Origin of the sequence: Capnocytophaga sp. H4358, assembly GCF_002302515.1 — a bacterium.
Lineage (GTDB): Bacteria > Bacteroidota > Bacteroidia > Flavobacteriales > Flavobacteriaceae > Capnocytophaga > Capnocytophaga canis.
The window spans coordinates 1,236,547-1,257,015 of sequence record NZ_CP022380.1 but is presented as its reverse complement, the minus strand read 5'-3'; the positions used below and the strand labels follow the sequence as shown (position 1 = coordinate 1,257,015).

General features: G+C 36.6%; 13 protein-coding genes. 2 read left to right on the top strand and 11 right to left on the bottom strand.

From position 1 onward, the window contains the following. Positions 1–157 precede the first annotated feature (157 nt). Positions 158–4,408, top strand: coding sequence for an alpha-glucan family phosphorylase (glgP, locus tag CGC49_RS05405; protein ID WP_095912041.1), 4,251 nt, complete (start codon positions 158–160; stop codon positions 4,406–4,408). A gap of 244 nt (positions 4,409–4,652) precedes the next feature. Beyond that, entirely contained in the window at positions 4,653–7,037 is a 2,385-nt protein-coding gene (locus tag CGC49_RS05400; RefSeq protein ID WP_157909004.1) for a TonB-dependent receptor domain-containing protein, read from the top strand. A gap of 582 nt (positions 7,038–7,619) precedes the next feature. On the opposite strand, the gene CGC49_RS05395 is transcribed toward CGC49_RS05400, so the two are convergent. From CGC49_RS05395 to CGC49_RS05345, 11 genes are all read right to left on the bottom strand, one after another. Then, positions 7,620–7,976: an arsenate reductase family protein gene (locus tag CGC49_RS05395; RefSeq protein ID WP_095912702.1), complete on the bottom strand. Its 357-nt coding sequence runs from the start codon at positions 7,974–7,976 to the stop codon at positions 7,620–7,622. A gap of 4 nt (positions 7,977–7,980) precedes the next feature. Further along, complete coding sequence (locus tag CGC49_RS05390; protein WP_095912039.1) at positions 7,981–8,991, bottom strand: 3-oxoacyl-ACP synthase III family protein; 1,011 nt, start codon at positions 8,989–8,991, stop codon at positions 7,981–7,983. A gap of 129 nt (positions 8,992–9,120) precedes the next feature. Next, positions 9,121–9,858, bottom strand: coding sequence for a DUF6048 family protein (locus CGC49_RS05385; protein WP_042006872.1), 738 nt, complete (start codon positions 9,856–9,858; stop codon positions 9,121–9,123). Beyond that, positions 9,824–10,336: a DUF6452 family protein gene (locus CGC49_RS05380; RefSeq protein WP_042006871.1), complete on the bottom strand. Its 513-nt coding sequence runs from the start codon at positions 10,334–10,336 to the stop codon at positions 9,824–9,826. The genes CGC49_RS05385 and CGC49_RS05380 overlap by 35 nt, the downstream gene beginning before the upstream one ends. Before the next feature lie 189 nt (positions 10,337–10,525). Continuing rightward, on the bottom strand, positions 10,526–13,090 hold the full coding sequence (mutS, locus tag CGC49_RS05375; protein ID WP_082024926.1) for a DNA mismatch repair protein MutS: 2,565 nt from the start codon (positions 13,088–13,090) through the stop codon (positions 10,526–10,528). Between the two features lie 37 nt (positions 13,091–13,127). Continuing rightward, entirely contained in the window at positions 13,128–14,276 is a 1,149-nt protein-coding gene (locus CGC49_RS05370) for a glycosyltransferase family 4 protein (protein WP_172919731.1), read from the bottom strand. Positions 14,277–14,575: 299 nt separating this feature from the next. Next, positions 14,576–16,573, bottom strand: a complete 1,998-nt coding sequence (locus tag CGC49_RS05365) for a family 20 glycosylhydrolase (RefSeq protein ID WP_095912038.1) — start codon at positions 16,571–16,573, stop codon at positions 14,576–14,578. A 37-nt stretch (positions 16,574–16,610) separates the two neighbouring features. Beyond that, positions 16,611–17,729 carry a metallophosphoesterase gene (locus CGC49_RS05360; protein WP_232745204.1) on the bottom strand — a complete coding sequence of 373 codons (1,119 nt, stop codon included), beginning with the start codon at positions 17,727–17,729 and terminating at the stop codon, positions 16,611–16,613. Positions 17,730–17,845: 116 nt separating this feature from the next. Then, a complete protein-coding gene (locus tag CGC49_RS05355) occupies positions 17,846–18,724 on the bottom strand; it encodes a M23 family metallopeptidase (protein ID WP_042006867.1) in 879 nt (292 codons plus the stop codon). Positions 18,725–18,811: 87 nt separating this feature from the next. Continuing rightward, a complete protein-coding gene (locus tag CGC49_RS05350) occupies positions 18,812–19,051 on the bottom strand; it encodes a NifU family protein (protein WP_042006893.1) in 240 nt (79 codons plus the stop codon). A gap of 116 nt (positions 19,052–19,167) precedes the next feature. After that, the gene (locus tag CGC49_RS05345; protein WP_188111525.1) at positions 19,168–20,289 is read right to left on the bottom strand and encodes an Mrp/NBP35 family ATP-binding protein; all 1,122 of its coding nucleotides are present in this window, start codon (positions 20,287–20,289) and stop codon (positions 19,168–19,170) included. Positions 20,290–20,469: the final 180 nt, after the last annotated feature.

The window sequence follows — 20,469 nt, the reverse complement described above, 5'->3', positions numbered from 1 at the left end:
TATTGTTCCAAAATAAAAAAAAGCAGTTAGCACGAGTTGAGTGTGGCTCAAAACAAAACATCTTTCTCTCTTGCAAAAAATAATATTTATTTGTACCTTTACCTCTTGAAAATTTAACTTAAAAATAACAACATACGATAAATATTTAGATTACATCATTATGCCAACAAAGAAAATGACATTAAATCCTGACTACATCTTCGAAACAAGTTGGGAAGTGTGCAACAAGGTAGGTGGTATTCACACCGTTATCTCAACCAAAGCGTTGAGCATTACTAAAAAATTCAAAAATAAATACATCCTCATTGGGCCAGACATCTGGCAACACGCTGAAAACAAGGAATTTATTGAAAATAAAGAACTTTTCAAATCGTGGAAAACCAAAGCAGGAAGCGAAGGGCTTCGAGTGCGTGTAGGAAATTGGAATGTGGCAGGAAATCCGATTGTGATTTTAGTTGATTTTTCGAGCTACATCAGCAACAAAAATGAGATTCTACGCTACTATTGGGATACATACAAACTTGACTCATTAAACAGCTCATGGGATTACATCGAATCAGTACTTTTTGGATACGCTGCAGCCAAGGTTATTGAGAGCTTTGTGAAATTCAACACCGCTTCACGCGAAAATGTACTGTGTCATTTCCACGAATGGATGACAGGTAGTGGTTTGCTCTACATCGAAGACAAAATGCCAAAAGTAGGTTCTGTTTTCACTACACACGCCACCGTTGTAGGTCGTTCAATTGCAGGAAATGGTTATCCGCTCTATGACAATATGAAAGGTTACAATCCTGAGGAAATGGCATATCGATTTGGAGTGCAACACAAGCATTTCTTGGAGAAAACTGCTGCCAAAGTAACGGATTGTTTCACTACGGTAAGCGAACTAACGGCTCAAGAATCGCTTCATTTCTTAGGACGTAAAACCGATATGATTACTCCAAACGGATTTGAAGACAGCATTGTTCCTCCATCCAAAACCTTTGATAAAAAACGTAAGGAAGCTAAAAAACAACTCCATAAAGTAGCTCAAGCTCTAGTTGGGCATACGCTTAGTGAGGATACTAAGATGTTGGCTATCAGCGGAAGATATGAATTCAGAAATAAGGGTATTGACGCTTTCATTGATGCTTTAGGCACGTTGAACCGCAATCTGAAAAATAAAAAAGAGGTAATTGCTTTCTTGCTAGTTCCTACGGCTCATGAGGGCGTAAACCATGGGTTACAACATAATTTGGACTATCCGCAACAAGCGGGAAATAATGACCAAAAACATTTAACGCACTATTTATCAGACCCTAATAATGACCAAATTCTACGCAGAATCTATGAACAACAACTTTTCAACCGCAAGGAAGATAAAGTGAAAGTAGTGTTTTGCCCTAGCTATCTGAACGGCAATGACGGTATATTCAATTTGTCGTACTACGATGTACTTATTGGAATTGACGGCACTGTATTCCCTTCATATTATGAGCCTTGGGGGTATACGCCATTGGAAAGTTTAGCTTTCAATGTGCCGACAATCACGACTTCTTTGGCTGGATTTGGAAAATGGGTAGAAAATTATTATCCTGAAAAACAGAAATCTATTGAGGTTATCAAGCGTACTGACAGCAATTATGGTGATGTAGTTAGTGAAATCACTAAAAACATATCGTCACTACTTCTGATGAAAGATTCTGACTTTGAATTAATTAGAGAAGAAGCAGGTAAAGTGGCCGAAATTGCCCTATGGAAGAACTTAAGTAAAAATTACTTTAAAGCTTACGAACTGACTTTAGAAAATATTGAAGAACGAATAATTAGTCTGCCTAACATTGACACAGACGCAGCTTCTGTATTAGAAAAAAGTAAAATAGTGAATACTCCTATTTGGCGTAATATTATCATTCACAGAGCGATACCAGAAGCACTACAACCTTTGGAAGAATTGGCAAAAAACCTTTGGTGGTGTTGGAATGACGATGCTTCGGATTTATTTCACAGCATTGACCCTCAAAAATGGCTTGATTCTCGCAAAAATCCAATAGAATTGTTGGATATGATTTCGCTTTCAAGGTATAAAGAGCTTGAGAAAGATAGTGCTTTTATGAAACAACTGTCAAACGTATATAACAAATTCCAAAATTACATGGCTAAAAAAGTAGACATGGTAAGCCCATCGGTTGCTTATTTTAGCATGGAATATGGGTTACATTCTTCTTTAAAAATATATTCGGGAGGATTGGGAATTTTGGCAGGAGACTACTTGAAAGAAGCTAGTGATAAGGCTACAAAAATTACTGGTGTAGGGCTACTTTATCGTTATGGATATTTTACTCAAAAATTATCTTCCGCAGGAAATCAAGAGGCTGATTATGAAGCACAAGATTTCTCAAAAATTCCAGTCACCCCAGTGATTGACACCAATGGAAAATGGATGGTCGTGGCAGTGGATTTACCTGGAAGAACATTGTACGCGCGTGTTTGGCGAGTGGATGTAGGACGCATTGAGTTATATCTATTAGATACTGATTTTGAAGACAATAGAGAAGACGACCGCTTTGTAACCCACCATCTTTATGGGGGAGATTGGGAAAACCGTCTGAAACAAGAAATGCTTTTAGGATTAGGAGGCATCAAAATGTTGCGTAAGTTAGGAATTGATGCTGAGGTATATCACTGCAATGAAGGACACGCGGCATTTATTGGACTGGAACGACTTAGTGAATACATCCAAAATGACAATTTGTCTTTCTCCGAGGCTATGGAGGTAGTACGAGCTTCATCTTTGTTTACTACGCACACACCAGTACCAGCAGGACACGATTTCTTTGAAGAAGGTATGCTAAGAGCTCATATTGAGAATTATACCGATAAACTACACGTAAGTTGGGAACAAATTCTATCCTTAGGAAAAATTAACTTGAACAATCCAAGAGAGAAATTCTCAATGAGTAATTTGGCGGCTAATCTATCACAGGAAGTAAATGGAGTGAGTTGGCTACATGGAGAAGTTAGTAAGGATATCTTCAAAAATCTATGGCCAGGTTATATGCCAGAAGAGTCACACATCAGCTACGTTACCAATGGGGTACATAAACCAACATGGACAGCTACCTTATGGAAAGAAATTGAAGATGAGGTGTTTGGTGAAGATTTCAAAAAGAATCAATTTGACCCTAAAGGTTTTGAAGGGATTTATAAAGTGTCCGACAAACGTATTTGGGAAGTCAAAACAGAATTACGAGCAAAATTATTACGTCGTGTGGAGCAAAAGTTACGTTTGGAAAAAAATACACCGTATTTCTCACCTAAACAGTTAATTGAAATCAAAGAGAATTTAAGAAAAGATATTCTTACTATTGGTTTTGCACGTCGTTTTGCGACTTACAAACGAGCCCACTTATTATTCACTAATATTGAGCGTTTGGATAAAATAGTAAACAATCCAGAGCGACCAGTACAGTTCATTTTTGCAGGAAAAGCACACCCTGCCGATAAAGCAGGTCAGGATTTGATTAAACACATCGTTGAAATCTCGAAAATGCCACAGTTTTTAGGTAAAATTCTTTTCATTCCTAACTACGACATGGAGTTAGCTCGTCATATGGTACAAGGAGTGGATGTTTGGATGAACACTCCAACGCGTCCGCAAGAGGCTTCTGGAACCAGTGGAGAAAAGGCTGCAATGAACGGAGTGATGCACTTTAGCGTACTCGACGGTTGGTGGGTAGAGGGCTATCGCGAAGATGCTGGTTGGGCTTTACCAATGGAACGAGCTTACGAAAATCAAGAGTATCAAAATGAAATGGATGCCGAAATGATATACAACATCATTGAGGATGAAATTGCTCCTACATTCTACGAAAAAGATAAAGACGGCATTTCACAATCTTGGTGTGCGTTAATTAAAAATACTATTGCTAAAGTGGCAGTAAATTTCACAACAACACGTATGCTTACGGATTACGAAAATCAATATTACTTCCCTATGAGCGAACGTGCTGCGAGTTTGAAACAGGATAATTTTGCCTTAGCAATTCAAATTTCGGACTGGAAACGCAAGGTAAATCAAGAGTGGGATAACGTAAAAATAGTAAATACTGAAATTCCGAACAAGAACAAACAATTGATTTCCATAGGAAATAACTACCAAGCAAAAATAACTTTGGACATTGGAGGGCTGAACATGAATGACATTGGTTTGGAATTGGTCATCGCACGTGAGGACAAGGAAGGAAAAACAAAAGTAATGGACAAAAAAGAATTTACACCAGCTTCACAAGAAGGTAGTAAAGCTGTTTATACCTTAGAGGTGGTTACCGAGTATCCAGGCTCATTACAACTGGGCCTTCGAGTGTTCCCGAAAAATGATTTGTTACCACACCGCCAAGATTTTGCATTAGTGAAGTGGTTCTAATAGGTAGGTACTGATAAGTATTTGGAATTTTACCATAATAAGTTCAATGCCTAATAGTTTTCTCATTCAAAACTTTGTCAGAGTTTAAACTTTGGCAAAGTTTTTTTATAATGTATTAAATTCATTGGGCAATCATCGTAACGATTAATCGAAAAAGATACTCTTTTCAAGGAAAAGAGTATCTTTTTTGTAACTTTTTCTGTTTTTATGCATCTTTAAGGTGGAAATCAAAAACAGAGTTGCCATGAAAACCATATTTTCTTTTTTGTTTTTACTATGGGCAATAAGTCTTTCCGCCCAAGAAGTCACCCTTTCGGGAGAAGTGAAAAATCAACAACAAAAACCTGCCGAATTTGTAAATGTCATCTTGAAAAAAGACGACAAAGCCGTACAGGGAGCCATCACCAATGCTTCGGGAAAATTTTCTGTAAAAATCCCGAAAGGCGATTACACCCTCATTTTGGAACAATTCGGCACCGAATTTCTTTCCAAAAACATTTCCGTTTCCCAAAATACCGATTTGGGCGTTATGCAAATCAATCAAGCCATTGAAATAGAAGCCGTAACCGTTGAAGGCAGGAAAAAACTCGTGGAACAAAAAGTGGACAGACTTGTATTCAACGTGGAAAACTCCGTGCAGGCAAGCGGTGGCGATGCCCTCGATGTGCTAAAATCCACACCGGGAGTGCAGGTTCATAATGAGGATATTTCCATCGTTGGGAAAAGTGGCGTTCGGGTGATGGTCAACGATAAAATAATGCAACTTTCAGGGGAAGAACTTACCAACTTCCTGAAATCCATAGCGTCCGACAATATCCAAAAGATTGAAGTCATCACCACACCGCCTTCCAAATACGACGCCGAAGGTAATGCAGGGCTCATCAATATCGTACTGAAAAAAGCCAAAGAAAATAATTGGAACACCACTCTGCGGACTTCTTACCAACAAGGAATTGAAGGGAAATCACGCAGTGGCGTAAACTTTTCGTACCGAAAAAATAAGTTCTCCGCTTTGGCTGACTTGGGGTATGCAGACGATAAGCAGTACTACGAGAATGATGTACATTTTTGGTATCCGAAAAAATATTGGGTAAATCGGTTGGAAACCAAAAGAAAAGCAAAAACTTGGTCACCCCTTCTGAATTTAAACTACGACCTAACCGAAAAAAGCATACTTGGGGTGCAATTTATGGGAAGTTTTTCAGAAAATATCAGCAATAGCTTGGCGGCAAATCGTGCGTATTTGTATAACAACCCAAAACTAATGAAAGAATATATCACACGTCAAGCCAAACCTGAAAACACACAAAATTTATCCGTAAATGTGAATTTCTTGCAGAAAATCGGAGAGAAAGGAGCCAAACTTACCATCGATGCTGATTATTTCCATTATAAAAAAGATAGAAATGATGATTTAAACACTATTTTCTATAATTATCAACTCAATACGCAACCAAAATTGTTTGGAAATTCTTTTTCTTTGCAACAAATCGATAATTATTCTTTTAAGGCAGATATGGAAACACCTGTTTCGTGGGGAAATCTTTCTTTCGGAGCGAAAATTGCCCGAACACAGACCGACAATATCGCTCAATCCGATTTTCGTGATGAAAATCAAATAGAAACTCTTGCTCACAAAGACCACTTTCTTTATACAGAAGATACCCAAGCCCTGTATGCCGATTGGGCAAAATCTTTCGGAAAGAAATGGAGCGTAAAAGCCGGCGTTCGAGGCGAAAATACACAAACCAAAGGAGTTTCCGTTTTAGCAAATAATGAAACACACAAACGAAATCTCTTTAAACTTTTCCCGACATTATATATTCAATATCAAATTAATGAGAATCACAACATTTCGGCAAATGTAAACCGTCGTATTTTTCGTCCACAGTTTTTTTCACTTAATCCAGGGAGAAACTATCAGAATCCGAAATCATATGTGGTAGGAAATCCGTTCTTGCAACCTTCCTATTCATTAGGAGCTACACTCAACTATTCCTATAAACATTGGCTAACACTTCAATTATCATATACTGACATAGAAGACAGCCGAACTCAAATTACGTATCACAATCCTGATTTGGAAGAAACTCAAATCCGATGGGAGAATTTTGCCCACTCTAATCGATGGAGTGCTTCGATGAATATCAATAAAAGTTTGTTTTGGTGGTGGGAAATTTCTGCGTATATGGGAGCTACTTATGAAGATACAAGACCTTATGTTGCTTTATTCCCCGATAAAATGATAAGCCGAGGAGGTTATCAAAACTTGCAGAATACTTTTATACTGAATGAAAACAAAACTTTACAGGTAAATGTATCTTATTTCTATCAATCTCCGTGGGATAGTGGCACGAGAAGAGTTTCAGAGGCTTCAAGTTTGGATTTAGGTATCAAATATTTAGCTTTCGACAAAAGATTAACTCTTGCCCTTTACGTGAATGATATTTTCAAAACTGAGGCAATGACTTTTACTGCTCATATTGAAAAACAAGATATTAAGGAAAGTTATCGTCAGTACTACGACACGCGTTACGTACGCCTTTCGCTTACCTATAAGTTTGGAAATAGCAAAATTTCGGTACAAAAAAGAGAGGGAGGAAATGCAGAAGAACGTAATAGAAGTTAATACCATTCATTTACTCAATTTTCCATATCTTACAGATTTCTAATTCCTTATAATATCTTTATCTTTACCCTTTGGGAGTGTTTATAAAACACTCCTTTTTTGTTTTATTAATTCGAGTATTTAGGCGAAGACTGAAAACAAACAATTAACGCTTCAACTAATTAGGCGAAAGTAGAAAACGAGCGGTTTGACACTTCAACTAATTAGGCGAAAGCAGAAAACGAGCGGTTGACACTTCAACTAATTAGGCGAAAGCAGAAAACGAGCGGTTGACACTTCAACTAATTAGGCGAAAGCAGAAAACAAGTGGTTGACGCTTCAACTAATTAGGCGAAAGCAGAAAACAAGCGGTTGACACTTCAACTAATTAGGCGAAAGCAGAAAACGAGCGGTTGACGCTTCAACTAATTAGGCGAAAGCAGAAAACAAGTGGTTTGACACTTCGGGCAAATACCCAAATATAAAAAACGAGTGTTTTCTATATATCTACGTAGGATTTTTTGTTAGTTGCTAAATTAGTAATTACAGATAATCAATAATATTTTGAAAGTCTTACAGTTTTTAATGTCTTACCATTAGGAATTATACATTCCCTAAGTACTGCTTTACTACTTGAATCGTTTTTGTTGCATTTCCGACAAAAACTTGTTCATCAACCACGATTACGGGACGAGCCAAAAAGGTGTAATGTTCTAAAATAAGTTGTTTGTACTCATTTTCTGTCAGATTTTGAGCTTTAAGGTTACGACTTTTGTAAAGTTGTGAACGTTTGTTACATAAAACTTCGTAATTCCCAACCTTACTTTTCAAAAAGTCCAAATCAGTTTCCGAAATCGGTATTTTTTTGATGTCTTGCAACTCGAAATCTGTTGGGAGTTGCAAATCATTTAAAATGCGTTTACAGGTGTCACAAGAACTTAAATAATATACTTTTCTCATTGCTTTACCATCGAATAATTGCACTTGCCCATGTGAATCCACTACCAAAGGCAGCCAAAACCACCAAATCACCATCTTTAATTCTTCCTTGCTCAAAAGCCTCCGTTAGAGCAATTGGTATGGAAGCCGCTGTGGTATTTCCGTATTTCATGATGTTATTAAATACTTGATCATCACTTAGTTTAAATTTTTGTTGTATAAACTGAGAAATACGCAAATTGGCTTGATGTGGAATCAGCATGTTAATATCTTCCTTTGACAGTCCGTTATGTTGCAAACCTTCCTGAATAACTTCTGCAAAACGGATTACAGCATTTTTGAAAACATGTTGTCCGTTCATGTATGGAAAATAACTTACATCCGTTGAATCATTTTCAGCAATAATATCTGTAACCCAACGATTTGCAATTCCAGGTGCGATGAGAGCTAACTCCTTAGCGTGAATTCCTTCGCTATGTAGGTGTGTTGACAATATACCCTTTTCTGGATTTTCTTCCCTTGAAATGATAGCAGCTCCCGCTCCATCACCAAAAATAACGGACACGTTGCGTCCTCGTGTGGTAAAATCTAATCCAGGTGATTGCGTTTCAGCCCCAATAATCAAAATATTTTTGTACATACCTGTCTTTATGTACTGATCAGCAATCGAAAGTGCATAAATAAAACCAGAACATTGATTCCGTACGTCCAAAGCTCCTACGGTTTTTAGTCCTAATTCCTTTTGGACTAACACACCTGATCCAGGGAAATAGTAATCAGGGCTTAGAGTTGCGAAAATAATGAAATCAATATCGTTTTTGTCGATTCCTGCATTTTCAATGGCTTTTAAACTTGCCTTAACCCCCATTGAAGTGGTAGTATCTTCGCCTTTTATTACGTGCCTACGCTCTTCGATTCCAGTGCGTTCACGAATCCAAGCGTCATTAGTATCCATCCGCTTGGACAGATCATCATTGGTTACTATATTCGCAGGAACATAGAAACCTAAACCTTTTATTTTTGAACGATATAACATATGAATTATTGTTATCTCAATTTGATTTTCTTAGAGATTTTAGGATAATTATGAAATTATGAATCTTTTTACGCGTTTTAATTTTCTAAAAGCTTTATCTAAAACTTTCTGACGATATTTTGAAAATCATTATTGAGTGGTTGATTTATCTGTTTTTTTCTTTTCTTTTTCTTTTTTATACAGAGGAATCAAGTAGGTGATAGTATAATTGAAATTCGCTCCGAATCGGCTTCCTTCACGGACTCTGTTGAATCCAGGAATCCAATAATTAGGAAAGCTATCCGTAGGATTTGCTATCATAACCCCTAATCGCAAACTTGCTCCAGCAAATAAATTGGTGAATAATTCTACTTTCATCCCTAAAATTACTTCCAGCCAATGAGCAGTTCGACCCTCATAGCTTCGTAACCAATTGGGATTGTTTCCTGTTGTATTTTCCTCCCAGTACGGATTGGTGGTATAAATCATGTAGGAAGTCAATTCCTGAGCAAATCGCGAAAAGGCATATCTTCCTCCCATATAAATCATATTTTCCATTCCATACCAATTATTGTAGGCATTATAATCTATTCCCAATCGGATAAATTGTCCAGTAGTTTTGTATGAAAAAAAATCTTCGTTTTTGGATCTATTTTCAAAACCTACTTCGGCAGCCAAATAATAGTTATAGTTCCACCGATAGTCCCCCACAAATTCCAAACCACTGTAACCTTTTTGGAAAAAGGAACGTATAGGTTTGCTAACGTCCATTCCTACGCGCAATCCATAGCGTTGTTTGTAGGTTGTTTCTTTTGTATCTTCTTGAGCTATAGTAGTTTGATAGAATAAAAAACTAATGATAAAGCTGTATGTGAGCGTTTTTTTCATTTTCTACTTCCGTTTTTGTAACGTTAATTGATTGTATCCAAGTATCATCAGGATTTTCGATGGTAGCACTCACAGTATTGTATGTAGCTTTAAAACCACATGCTCGGCTAACAAACTCTTCCTGTACCTGATATGTAAATGTGATGGTCGTCATATCTCCACCAGTAATTTCTCCCGTTGTGTTATTATAGTTTGCATTGCTTACCATAACATATGAAGTTTTGGGCTCGGCAACTTTCAATGGCAGAGCTATCGAATCGGTTGAAGCGTTGATTAACAAGGTGTTCTTTCCTTCTCCATAGACAATTAAATTTGAGACTTTCTTTTCCTTTTGGGTAGACATATCTCGGAAGCGAATCACTAATTGGGGTGTATTTACCTTTTGATCACATAAATCATCTGATTCACAAGATGTTATCCATAAAAAAGATAGTGCTAATAAAGGGATAACTATATAAAGTTTAGAATATGATTTCATTTAAACGGATTTTAGGTTGTAAAGATAGGAATTTATCATTTAACAAAACAATTCCGACCTGTTTTTTGTGTGAATTGAGGTGTCATTCAAAATCGCAACAGGATAATGTCATAAAAACTTCGTGAAAGTCATCTTTTTTAATAGACAACTTCAGCGAAGTTTTTATACATTTTACTTTAAATCAAATGATTAATTTCCGATTATCCTTTTCAATTCATTGAGTTTCATCAATGCTTCCACAGGAGTAATTGTATTGATGTCGATTTGTGTAATTTCGTTTTTGAGTTCTTCCAACAGAGGATCTTCAATGTTGAAAAAACTTAGTTGCATTTCTTTTTGAGTTGATTTCAAAGTTTCCGAAGTTGTGGAGGAAGAATGAGATTCTTCCAACTTTTTAAGTATTTTATTTGCTTTTTGGATAACGAATTGAGGCATTCCCGCCATTTTAGCTACGTGAATTCCAAAACTGTGTGCCGAACCTCCCGAAACCAATTTGCGTAGAAAAAGAACGCTATCTTTCGTTTCTTTAACCGAGACATTAAAGTTTTTAATACGTTCAAAACTTTCGGTCATTTCGTTCAGTTCGTGGTAATGCGTTGCAAATAATGTTTTAGCTTTGGAAGGATGTTCATGTAGGTATTCAGCAATTGCCCAAGCGATAGAAATCCCGTCGTACGTACTTGTACCACGACCGATTTCGTCCAAAAGCACCAAACTTCGTTCCGATATATTATTCAAAATGAGGGCGGCTTCATTCATTTCAACCATAAAGGTTGATTCGCCCATAGAAATATTATCACTTGCACCAACACGTGTGAAAATCTTATCAACAATCCCGATTTGAGCCGATTCTGCAGGAACAAAGCTTCCGATTTGAGCCAACAGAACAATTAACGCACTTTGTCGCAAAATGGCAGATTTACCTGACATGTTAGGCCCTGTAATCATTATAATTTGCTGAGAATCACGGTCAAGGTATACGTCATTAGCTATGTAGGGAACCCCCACAGGCAACTGTTTTTCAATCACAGGATGACGTCCATTCTTGATATTTAGAACAAATGATGCATCCATTTCAGGGCGACTATAATTATTTTCAATAGCAAGCTGAGCAAATCCACAAAGGCAATCGAGCTGACCTATAAGCGATGCATTTGTTTGAATTTGAGCAATATATTCATTTGTGAAAGATACCAATTCCGAAAAAATACGCTGTTCCAATTGGGATATTTTTTCTTCAGCTCCTAATATTTTAGCTTCGTATTCTTTTAGCTCATCTGTGATATATCGCTCAGCATTGACCAAGGTTTGTTTGCGAATCCACTCAGCAGGAACTTTGTCCCTATGCGTATTTCGAACTTCAATATAATACCCAAAAACGTTATTGCTATCAATTTTCAATGAAGGAATTCCTGTACGTTCTGTTTCACGTTTGAGCATGTCGTCTAAATAGGATTTCCCTGATTGTGAGAGATTTCTTAGCTCATCCAAATCTGCAGAAAATCCTTTGGCAACAACATTTCCTTTAAGGATGTTCACAGGAGCATCATCAAAGAGCGTATTTTTTATTCGTAAACAAAGTTGTTCGCAAGCGTGCATTCTATCTCCCAATGCTTTCAGATGTTCATTGTCTGAAAGTACGCAAAGTTGCTTAATGGGAGGTATCGCCTCCAAAGACATACGTAGTTGTACGACCTCACGAGGGGATATCTTTTCTGTAGCTACTTTTGAAATAAGTCGCTCAATATCACTAATTTTAGCAACTTGCTCTTTAACTTTATGTAGGGTATCAATGTGCTGCATGAAATGTGCTACTACTTCATGTCGTTGCTCTATCTGATTGATTTTTTTCAGTGGGAGCGCCAACCAACGTTTGAGAGTTCTGCTTCCCATTGCCGACGTGGTTTTGTCAATGATATCCAACAGTGTTACGGATTGGCTCGAAGTCCCTGTGTAGAGTTCCAAGTTTCGGATAGTGAATTTATCAAGCCAAACATAGGCATCTTCAACTATACGCTGAATAGAAGTGATGTGCTGTAATTTATTATGCTGTGTTTCAGAAAGATAAAAAAGAATTGATCCTGCTGCTAAAATTGCTTCAGAAAGTTCGTCTACACCAAAACCTTTAAGAGAATTAGTTTGAAAATGCTGTGTAAGTACCTGATTGGCATAATCTTGCTTATATACCCAATCTTCCAAAAAGAAAAGGTGGAAATCCTCTCCAAAGCTGTCAATAAAATCTTTTTTTTGTTTTTTAGCAATAAGAATTTCACTAGGTTTAAAATTTTGTAATAGTTTGTCGATATAAAATCTATCACCTTGTGCTACTAAAAATTCACCTGTGGAAATATCCAGAAAAGCGACCCCATTGGTTGTTTTTCCAAACCAGAGAGATGCTAAGAAATTATTGGACTTAGAGTGAAGTATATCATCATTCAGCGCTACTCCTGGAGTAACCAGTTCGGTAACGCCTCGTTTAACAATTCCTTTGACCGTTTTTGGGTCTTCCAATTGGTCACAAATAGCAACTCGATAACCTGCTTTGACCAATTTGGGTAAATACGTATTTATGGAATGATGCGGAAAACCAGCTAATTCGGTACGTTCGCTACCGTTATTTCTGTTTGTAAGCACAATATCAAGCACTTGAGCAGTTTTGACAGCATCTTCTCCAAAAGTTTCGTAAAAATCTCCCACTCTAAAAAGCAATAGAGCATCAGGATATTTTGACTTTATCTGATTGTATTGCTTCATTAAAGGAGTTTCTTTCGTAGCTTTTTTTGACACGGGGTTATTTTTTGTGTTTGCTTAATCCAGTTTTATTTAGTATTCTTCGTATTTTTTGTTTACTTTTTCGTGTGTTGTAACTTCTATTGAAATAAAACAGAAGTAATGCTAACCCAACGAAAATAGCTGAAAGAAACAAAAACACGTAGGTGGAAGAAAAAATCGTATTTAAATATAGAATTACCACAAGAACAACTAAGTTAATGAAAGCCAAAAACAAACTTGCCTTTCCGTGAGTAAGTCCTGTGTAGTCAATCAGTACATGGTGGATGTGGCTTCTATCGGCTAAGAAAGGTTTCCCATGTCGTACAATACGCGTAACAAAAACACGTGTAGTATCAAAAAAAGGAATAAATATAATAGCCAACACAACCCAAATTTTATTGATTGGTTTTATATGAGCATTTACTAACTCTTCCGGTGACAAGGAAAAAAATTTCAGCACCAAAAATCCGATAATGAAGCCGACAATCATTGAACCTGTGTCACCCATAAATATTTTTTTCTTTTCCGATAGGTTATAGCGTAAAAAAGCTAACAAAAAACCGATACAAAGAGCTGATAGCAAACAATAGTAATAATTTCCAGACAAATAAAATATATATCCGAAACCTCCAAAAATCACAATGCCAACCATTGCCGCCGAGCCATTGATACCATCAATCAAATTGAATGAATTTACAATAGCCATCATGACCATGCAAGAAAGCAACACTGAAATCCAAAAATCAATTTCATGGATAAAAAGAAATCCATCTAATGAACGTACCAAAAGCTGTGTTCCATAAAATAAAATGAGGGTAGAAAGCACTTGACCAATCATTTTGGTTTTGGGCTGCACTCCCACTAAATCATCTTTCAACCCAATGAAAAACAATATACTTACACTTGAAATGATGTTAGTCCCTATATGATCAACATCATAATCACGAATAAAAAATATGGTAAAAATAACACTTATGAAGAAAGCAATTCCTCCCATTGTTGGAGTTTTCTGTGTGTGTGAACTCCTTTCGTTGGGGTCATCCATCAAATTTTTATTTACCACAATGTAAATAATTCTGGGCAAAACAAGGTAGCTCACCACAAAGGAGAGTGTAAAAACCCATATTATCGTTGCCATTAATCCTTGTGAAAGTAGAAGTTCTTTCATAAAAAAATCTCTATTCCGCAAATGTACGCAAATTAAAACGAATATTCAAATTTTTTGCGTGTACTTATAAATTCTTATAAAATAGAGTCGTTATGTCTTTTTATAAATAATTGACATATAGATTTTTATGTGTTTAAAACGTATTTTTACACGAAAATTATTTATTTCAAAATATTCATAATCTTGAATTTTTCGTTTACTAAACGTTTTTATAAATATCGCTTGGAGCATAAAAATCTTTCGTAATATTTCGAAAATTTTGCTCCAAGCGGTTATTTTCAAAAATTGAATAATCCTATTTATATCTTCTGTTCAGGACTGAAAATCAATCCTTCAACGTCTTTTTTGCCATCTAACGTAACAAAAGCAAAATTAAAATGCCATTTCACAAGGCGAACTTCGGGAGTGGAAAATTTTCCAATGGGTAACTTTAACAATATTTTGTTCCAACCTTTTTGTAAAGTTACCGCAATGGGATTTCGTACTTCAAAATTTTCGTTCGTTAGCGGAATTTCATTCGATTTTTCTTTATGAGAAGAAGCCCACACAGGCGGTAAAATTTCCGTTCCGTTAATCCAAATTTTACTTTCTTTGTAATCCCATTTTCCTTGTGGAGGCGGTAAGTCTTTTTCAGAACGGCTGTAATTCTGTGTGGTAGCCCACAACCCAACAGATTGTTTTTTAGGCGAATAGACATACGTATAAGCATACGCCGTGTGGTTGGGCTGTGGATTTTCGTAAAAACTTTTCACAATTTTTCCCCAAACGTGTCGCAAATAAACGCCCGCCCCGATGGCTGTTTTCGTACCATATTTTTTCCCATTGTAAAAATAACTTTCTGCAAAATTTTCTTGCTCGGGAGGGAAAGTTTTTGTTAGATTTCCTTCATTAGGAAAAGCATCGGTAATTTGCCATTTCATATGTGTTTGTTTTACATAAGCAAAAGGTAAATTACTGAAATATAGTTTTTTATGCCATAACATTCGGCGTTCAAAATCGTGAAAAGCAATGAAGTTTTCATCTTTTTCCGAAAATAAATTTGTTCCTTTTACGTCAAAATATTCTGTCCCTCCACCAAGCCAAGAGCGTTCTGCCAAAGCCAACATCGACGGATAAAAATTATTCTGAATGATGATTTCTTTTTCATCAGGAATGAATCGGTCGTGCCAAACCGCAACGATGGCTCCTGCGTGGTTGTCATCTCCTTTTTTTACATTCAGAATACGACTATTGTACAAAGCAATTAAATCGGCAAATGCATCAAAATGATTGATATAATGCAAACGACAATCAATGGCAGGAATGCCTTTTTGTACCTTCCCTCGATAGCTCCACAGTTGCGTCATATCAATTTCCCCTTCTTTATAGTCCCAACCAGGGTTCCAAGAAATCACTTTTTTACCCTTTTTCCGAATGAAACGAACCATTTCGGGGACAAAATCAGGGTTGGTAAACTCTACTTCATCTGTCCCAATATGGAAGTACGGCACATCGAAATAAGGCATCATTTCATCAAGTAATTCTTTGAGAATCAGCATTCCTTTTTCGGTTTGCATATCACATTTAAACGCTTTTTGGAACGCCAAACTATGCCCCGGCATATCAATTTCAGGAATTAAAAGCACATTGTGTTGCTTACAGAAATCGACAAGTTCCTTAGCTTGCTCCAAAGTGTAGAATTTGGCGTGCATTCGCTCGTAACTCGAACTATCATTCAAAATCGGATATCGCTTGCTTTCCAATCTCCAACCTTGATTTTCAGTTAGATGCCAATGAAAAACATTGATTTTATATTGCGAAAGAATTTTGATTTCTTGCTTTAATTCTTCCAATGAAATAAACGTACGCCCCACATCTTGCATAAATCCGCGAATACGAAACGCAGGATAATCCACTATGGAACAGCCTTCAAAATAGGTTTTCCCTTTGGGTGATTTTAGTTGCCGAAGCGTTTGCATTGCCCAATAAACGCCTTTTTCGGTTATGGCTTCGATTTGTATTTTTCGTTTGGAAACGATTAATCGGTATGCCTCTTCTTTGTTTAGTTCGGCTTGCGGAATGCTACTAACTAACTTTATTTCAATAGATTGCTTAGCCGAAGATGAAATTTCTCCGCCCATTTCCGAAATAAATTGTCGCCACTGTTCTTGCAAAACCGAAGTTTCCAAACGCACTTTTTTGAAGCAAAAAGTCTCTCCATTAGGCTGAATGTGCTGTGGCTTGGGCAATAAATGGTCAATCCCAGCATAAGATAACGATGTGAAAATCAGTAAAAAGTAGAATAACACGTGTTTCATATGTTTTTAGTTTTTATTGGCATTAAAATGTTTATCCTTATAGTGGTTGTTTATGTCCTGTGGCGTCTACTTTGTATACAAAGCCATTTTCTATCAATAACCCTTGTGTTTTTGGGCTGTATTTTTCGTGTCCGTGCTTTACGTCTATGCGGATAACCTTACCATTATAATCGGTAGAAACAGCATCCACAATCGAATGCCCAACGACTATCTTCTGGACTTGATAGAGGTTTAGCAGTTGTTCCAAATCCTCGGGAGTTGCTTTGTTATAATGTTTGTAATCAGTTACTAAACCTCTATACCAAAAAGGACCTTTTCGTCCGAGTAAAAAATTGGCTGTTGAATCGTTTTCAGGGTTATTATAAAGGTCTTTGTCCCAATTTTTTCGAGTGATTTCGTTCATATCTTGCAAGGTAAGATTTAAGGAAATGATTTCGGAGCTAAGTCCAGCATGGACGAAAAGATAATCTCCTATTTTCACAGAAATGTTTTTGGAACGCAACCATTTACCAATTTCAGATTTTTGGGAATACAAAATTTTATAACTTTCTTTTATTGTCTCTTTGGGTGCTATCAGCTGTGCTAATTTGATGTATTTAGGGTTGGCGTATTTATATTTTCCTTGAAAGTTCATAATTTCATGGTTTCCTAAAACAAAATGAACTTTTCCGCCGTGTTTTTTAGCCTCTTGTTCAAGTTTGTAAATAAGCCATAGGGTAGGAGTCACATGTTCGCCTCTATCGACAAAATCTCCGTTTAGCACTAAGTGACCTTTACCGAAAGTCCAACTAAAACTTTGGTTGATAATTCCGTTTTTTTCAAGAAATCCGCAAAAAGCGTCAAAATTTCCTTCAATATCTGAAATTGCAATCAGTTTTTCAGGCATTGAATAGGCTACAGAATCTTTTTCGAGCTGTTTATTTAGTGAAAAATAAAAAGTACTTTTATCTTTGTTAGGCACTTGCACTCGTAAGCTATCTTTTATTTCGATAGATTTTACAAGGATGTTATTTTCATCTACATAGTACAAGGTGTCATTGATGATATAAGGCCCGTCGATGCCATTTAACTCAAACGGTTTCTTTTCATTGATTTGAAACCGCATATTCTCGCGATCCCATCCGAAAATAATTTCTTCATCGTTTATGTACTTCATATCGAAAAAGAATATTTGAATCAGAAAATAGATAGGAGATAAAATCAATAATGCAAGGATAATTTTTTTGTTCATGGGATTCGGTGTTTAAAATGACTCAAACTGTTGATATTGTTCTATTTGAACTCGATATAGTTTCTCGGATTTGCTGGGTAACCATTGCTCCAAAGTTCAAAATGCAGATGCGTACCTGTCGAAAATTCACCAGTGTTGCCAATGGTTGCAATCACTTCACCTGTTCGCACTTGGTCGCCTTGTTGCTTCACTAAGGTGGCGTTATGTTTATAAACCGAAACCAAATTCTGTTTATGCTCAATGATGATGACATTACCCGTAGCAACAGTCCATTCAGCAAAGATAACTGTCCCGTCAGCGACTGATTTGACTGCTGTACCCTCAGGGGCTGCGATATCAATACCAAAATGACGCTCTTGTGGTTTAAATTCGTTCGATATCACTCCTTTAGAAATTGGAGGAAAAAGTAGAATTTCTTTGTTTTGATATAAGGCCTTTTCGAAAACATTGTAACGATCTTCTTCAGCCACTTCTTGTCGCAATAACGAATCTTGTCGGCTTGGGCTCAAATCAATCGTTTTAGGGTCAATTTTATTGGATTCATAAATAGAATCTTTATTGATTTGGGTATATAGAATATCGCCTGTAAGTACTTTTTTTATAGAGTTTAGGTACAAATCGTTCTTTCGCATTTGGTTTTCCAACGAATCAATTTTAAACGCTAAATTAATGGTTTCTTGTTTGTTATTAACTTCTGAAAAACCTAAGATATATTGACGTAAGGGAGTATAGATGATAAATAGAGTCGTTGCAATGATTAAAAACAGTGAGAAAAGCGTCCCTACCACAAAGATATTCATACGACTTAGCCGTAGCGAAGCCTTTTCTTCATAGGTTTCCTCATCCATAAATACCAACCGGTATTTACTTAGCAACTTACGTCTGATGTATTCTTTTTTATTTTTCTTTTGGGAGCTCATCGTTCTACGTTTTATTCATTGGCATAAACAACCATATCGGACAGTATTCTGCTGCCCGAAATCCTTTACTATCTGATGTTCTTTTGTTTAAAGAATATTTACAACGCTCTCTATTTGAGGAACATATTTCTTTACGGTCATCTCAACACCGCTTTTTAGCGTCATTTGATTTACGCTACACCCCAAACAGTTACCTTCCAGTCTTACTTTAACGATTCTGTCATCTTCAATGTCTACTAAAGTGATGTCACCACCATCGCTTTGCAAAAACGGACGAATTTCGTCCAATGCCCTTAAAACGTTTTCTCTTACTTGTTCTGTTGTCATTTTTTTTGATATTTCTGAGTGAATCATATTGCCTCACTGTTATGTTTTTATTTTCAATTTTATATAGTTTGCCAGAATTTAAGATCAAACTATAAACTCCCGCTTTTTGTCCCTAATTATTTACTGCATCCTGCCATAGTCGTGATTTTAATGGCTTCGGAAGGAGGTAAACTTCTATTGCGTTCTACAACACTTTGCACTACATTTTGTGATAATTGCTTGAATGACAATGCTAAAGGAGTATTTTCTTGTAATGCTGCTGGTCGTCCTACATCGCCTGCCTCACGGATGCTTTGCACCAAAGGTATTTCACCTAAGAATGGAACATTTAAATCTTCGGCCAGGTTTTTAGCTCCTTCTCTTCCGAAGATGTAATATTTGTTATTAGGTAATTCTTCAGGAGTGAAATACGCCATATTTTCTACAATTCCTAATACAGGAACGTTTATTGTGTCTTGTTGGAACATTGCTACACCTTTACGAGCGTCGGCAAGAGCAATTTTTTGTGGAGTACTTACTACTACCGCTCCGGTTACTGGCATAGCCTGCATGATGCTCAAATGAATATCACCCGTTCCAGGAGGTAAATCTAATAGTAAGAAGTCTAATTCGCCCCAATCTGCATCAAAAATCATCTGATTGAGAGCTTTGGCCGCCATTGGACCTCGCCAAATCACAGCTTGATTTGGATTGGTAAAAAAACCAATAGAAAGCATCTTAACTCCGTAATTTTCAATAGGTTTCATTTTTGATTGTCCTTCTACGGTTACTGATTTTGGCTTTTCATCGACCACATCGAACATAATCGGCATTGAAGGTCCATAGATATCAGCGTCCAACAGTCCTACGCTAAATCCCATTTTTGCTAAAGAAACCGCTAAATTGGCTGTTATAGTTGATTTTCCAACACCGCCTTTGCCTGATGCCACGGCAATAATATTTTTTATTCCAGGAATAGGTTTTCCTTTAATTTCTGGTTTCTCAGGAGCAATGACTTTTACATTTACGAACACTTTAGCTTTTTCGTACACCTCACTGTGAATAGCTTTCATGATTTCGACTTCCGTGCGTTTTTTTGCTTGTAAACTCGGATTGTTTATCACCACGTCTACTACAACCTCGTCACCGAAAATTACAATATTTTGAACCGCACCACTATCGACCATATTTTTACCTTCACCTGGGGTGGTAATTTTCGTCAGTGCTGATATTACATCTTTTTTTTCTATTTTTATCATATCTCTATGCTATATTTACGATTGTGTTTTAATAATTTGAAATACTTTTTTTGAGCTTGTATCTTATGTATTGAAAGATACTTGAATATTTTTTTTGAAAAACATTCATTCAATCTGCAAATATACAATTTTTAGGATTTAAATACTAATTTTATTTTTGCTACATTCAACCCCCAAACG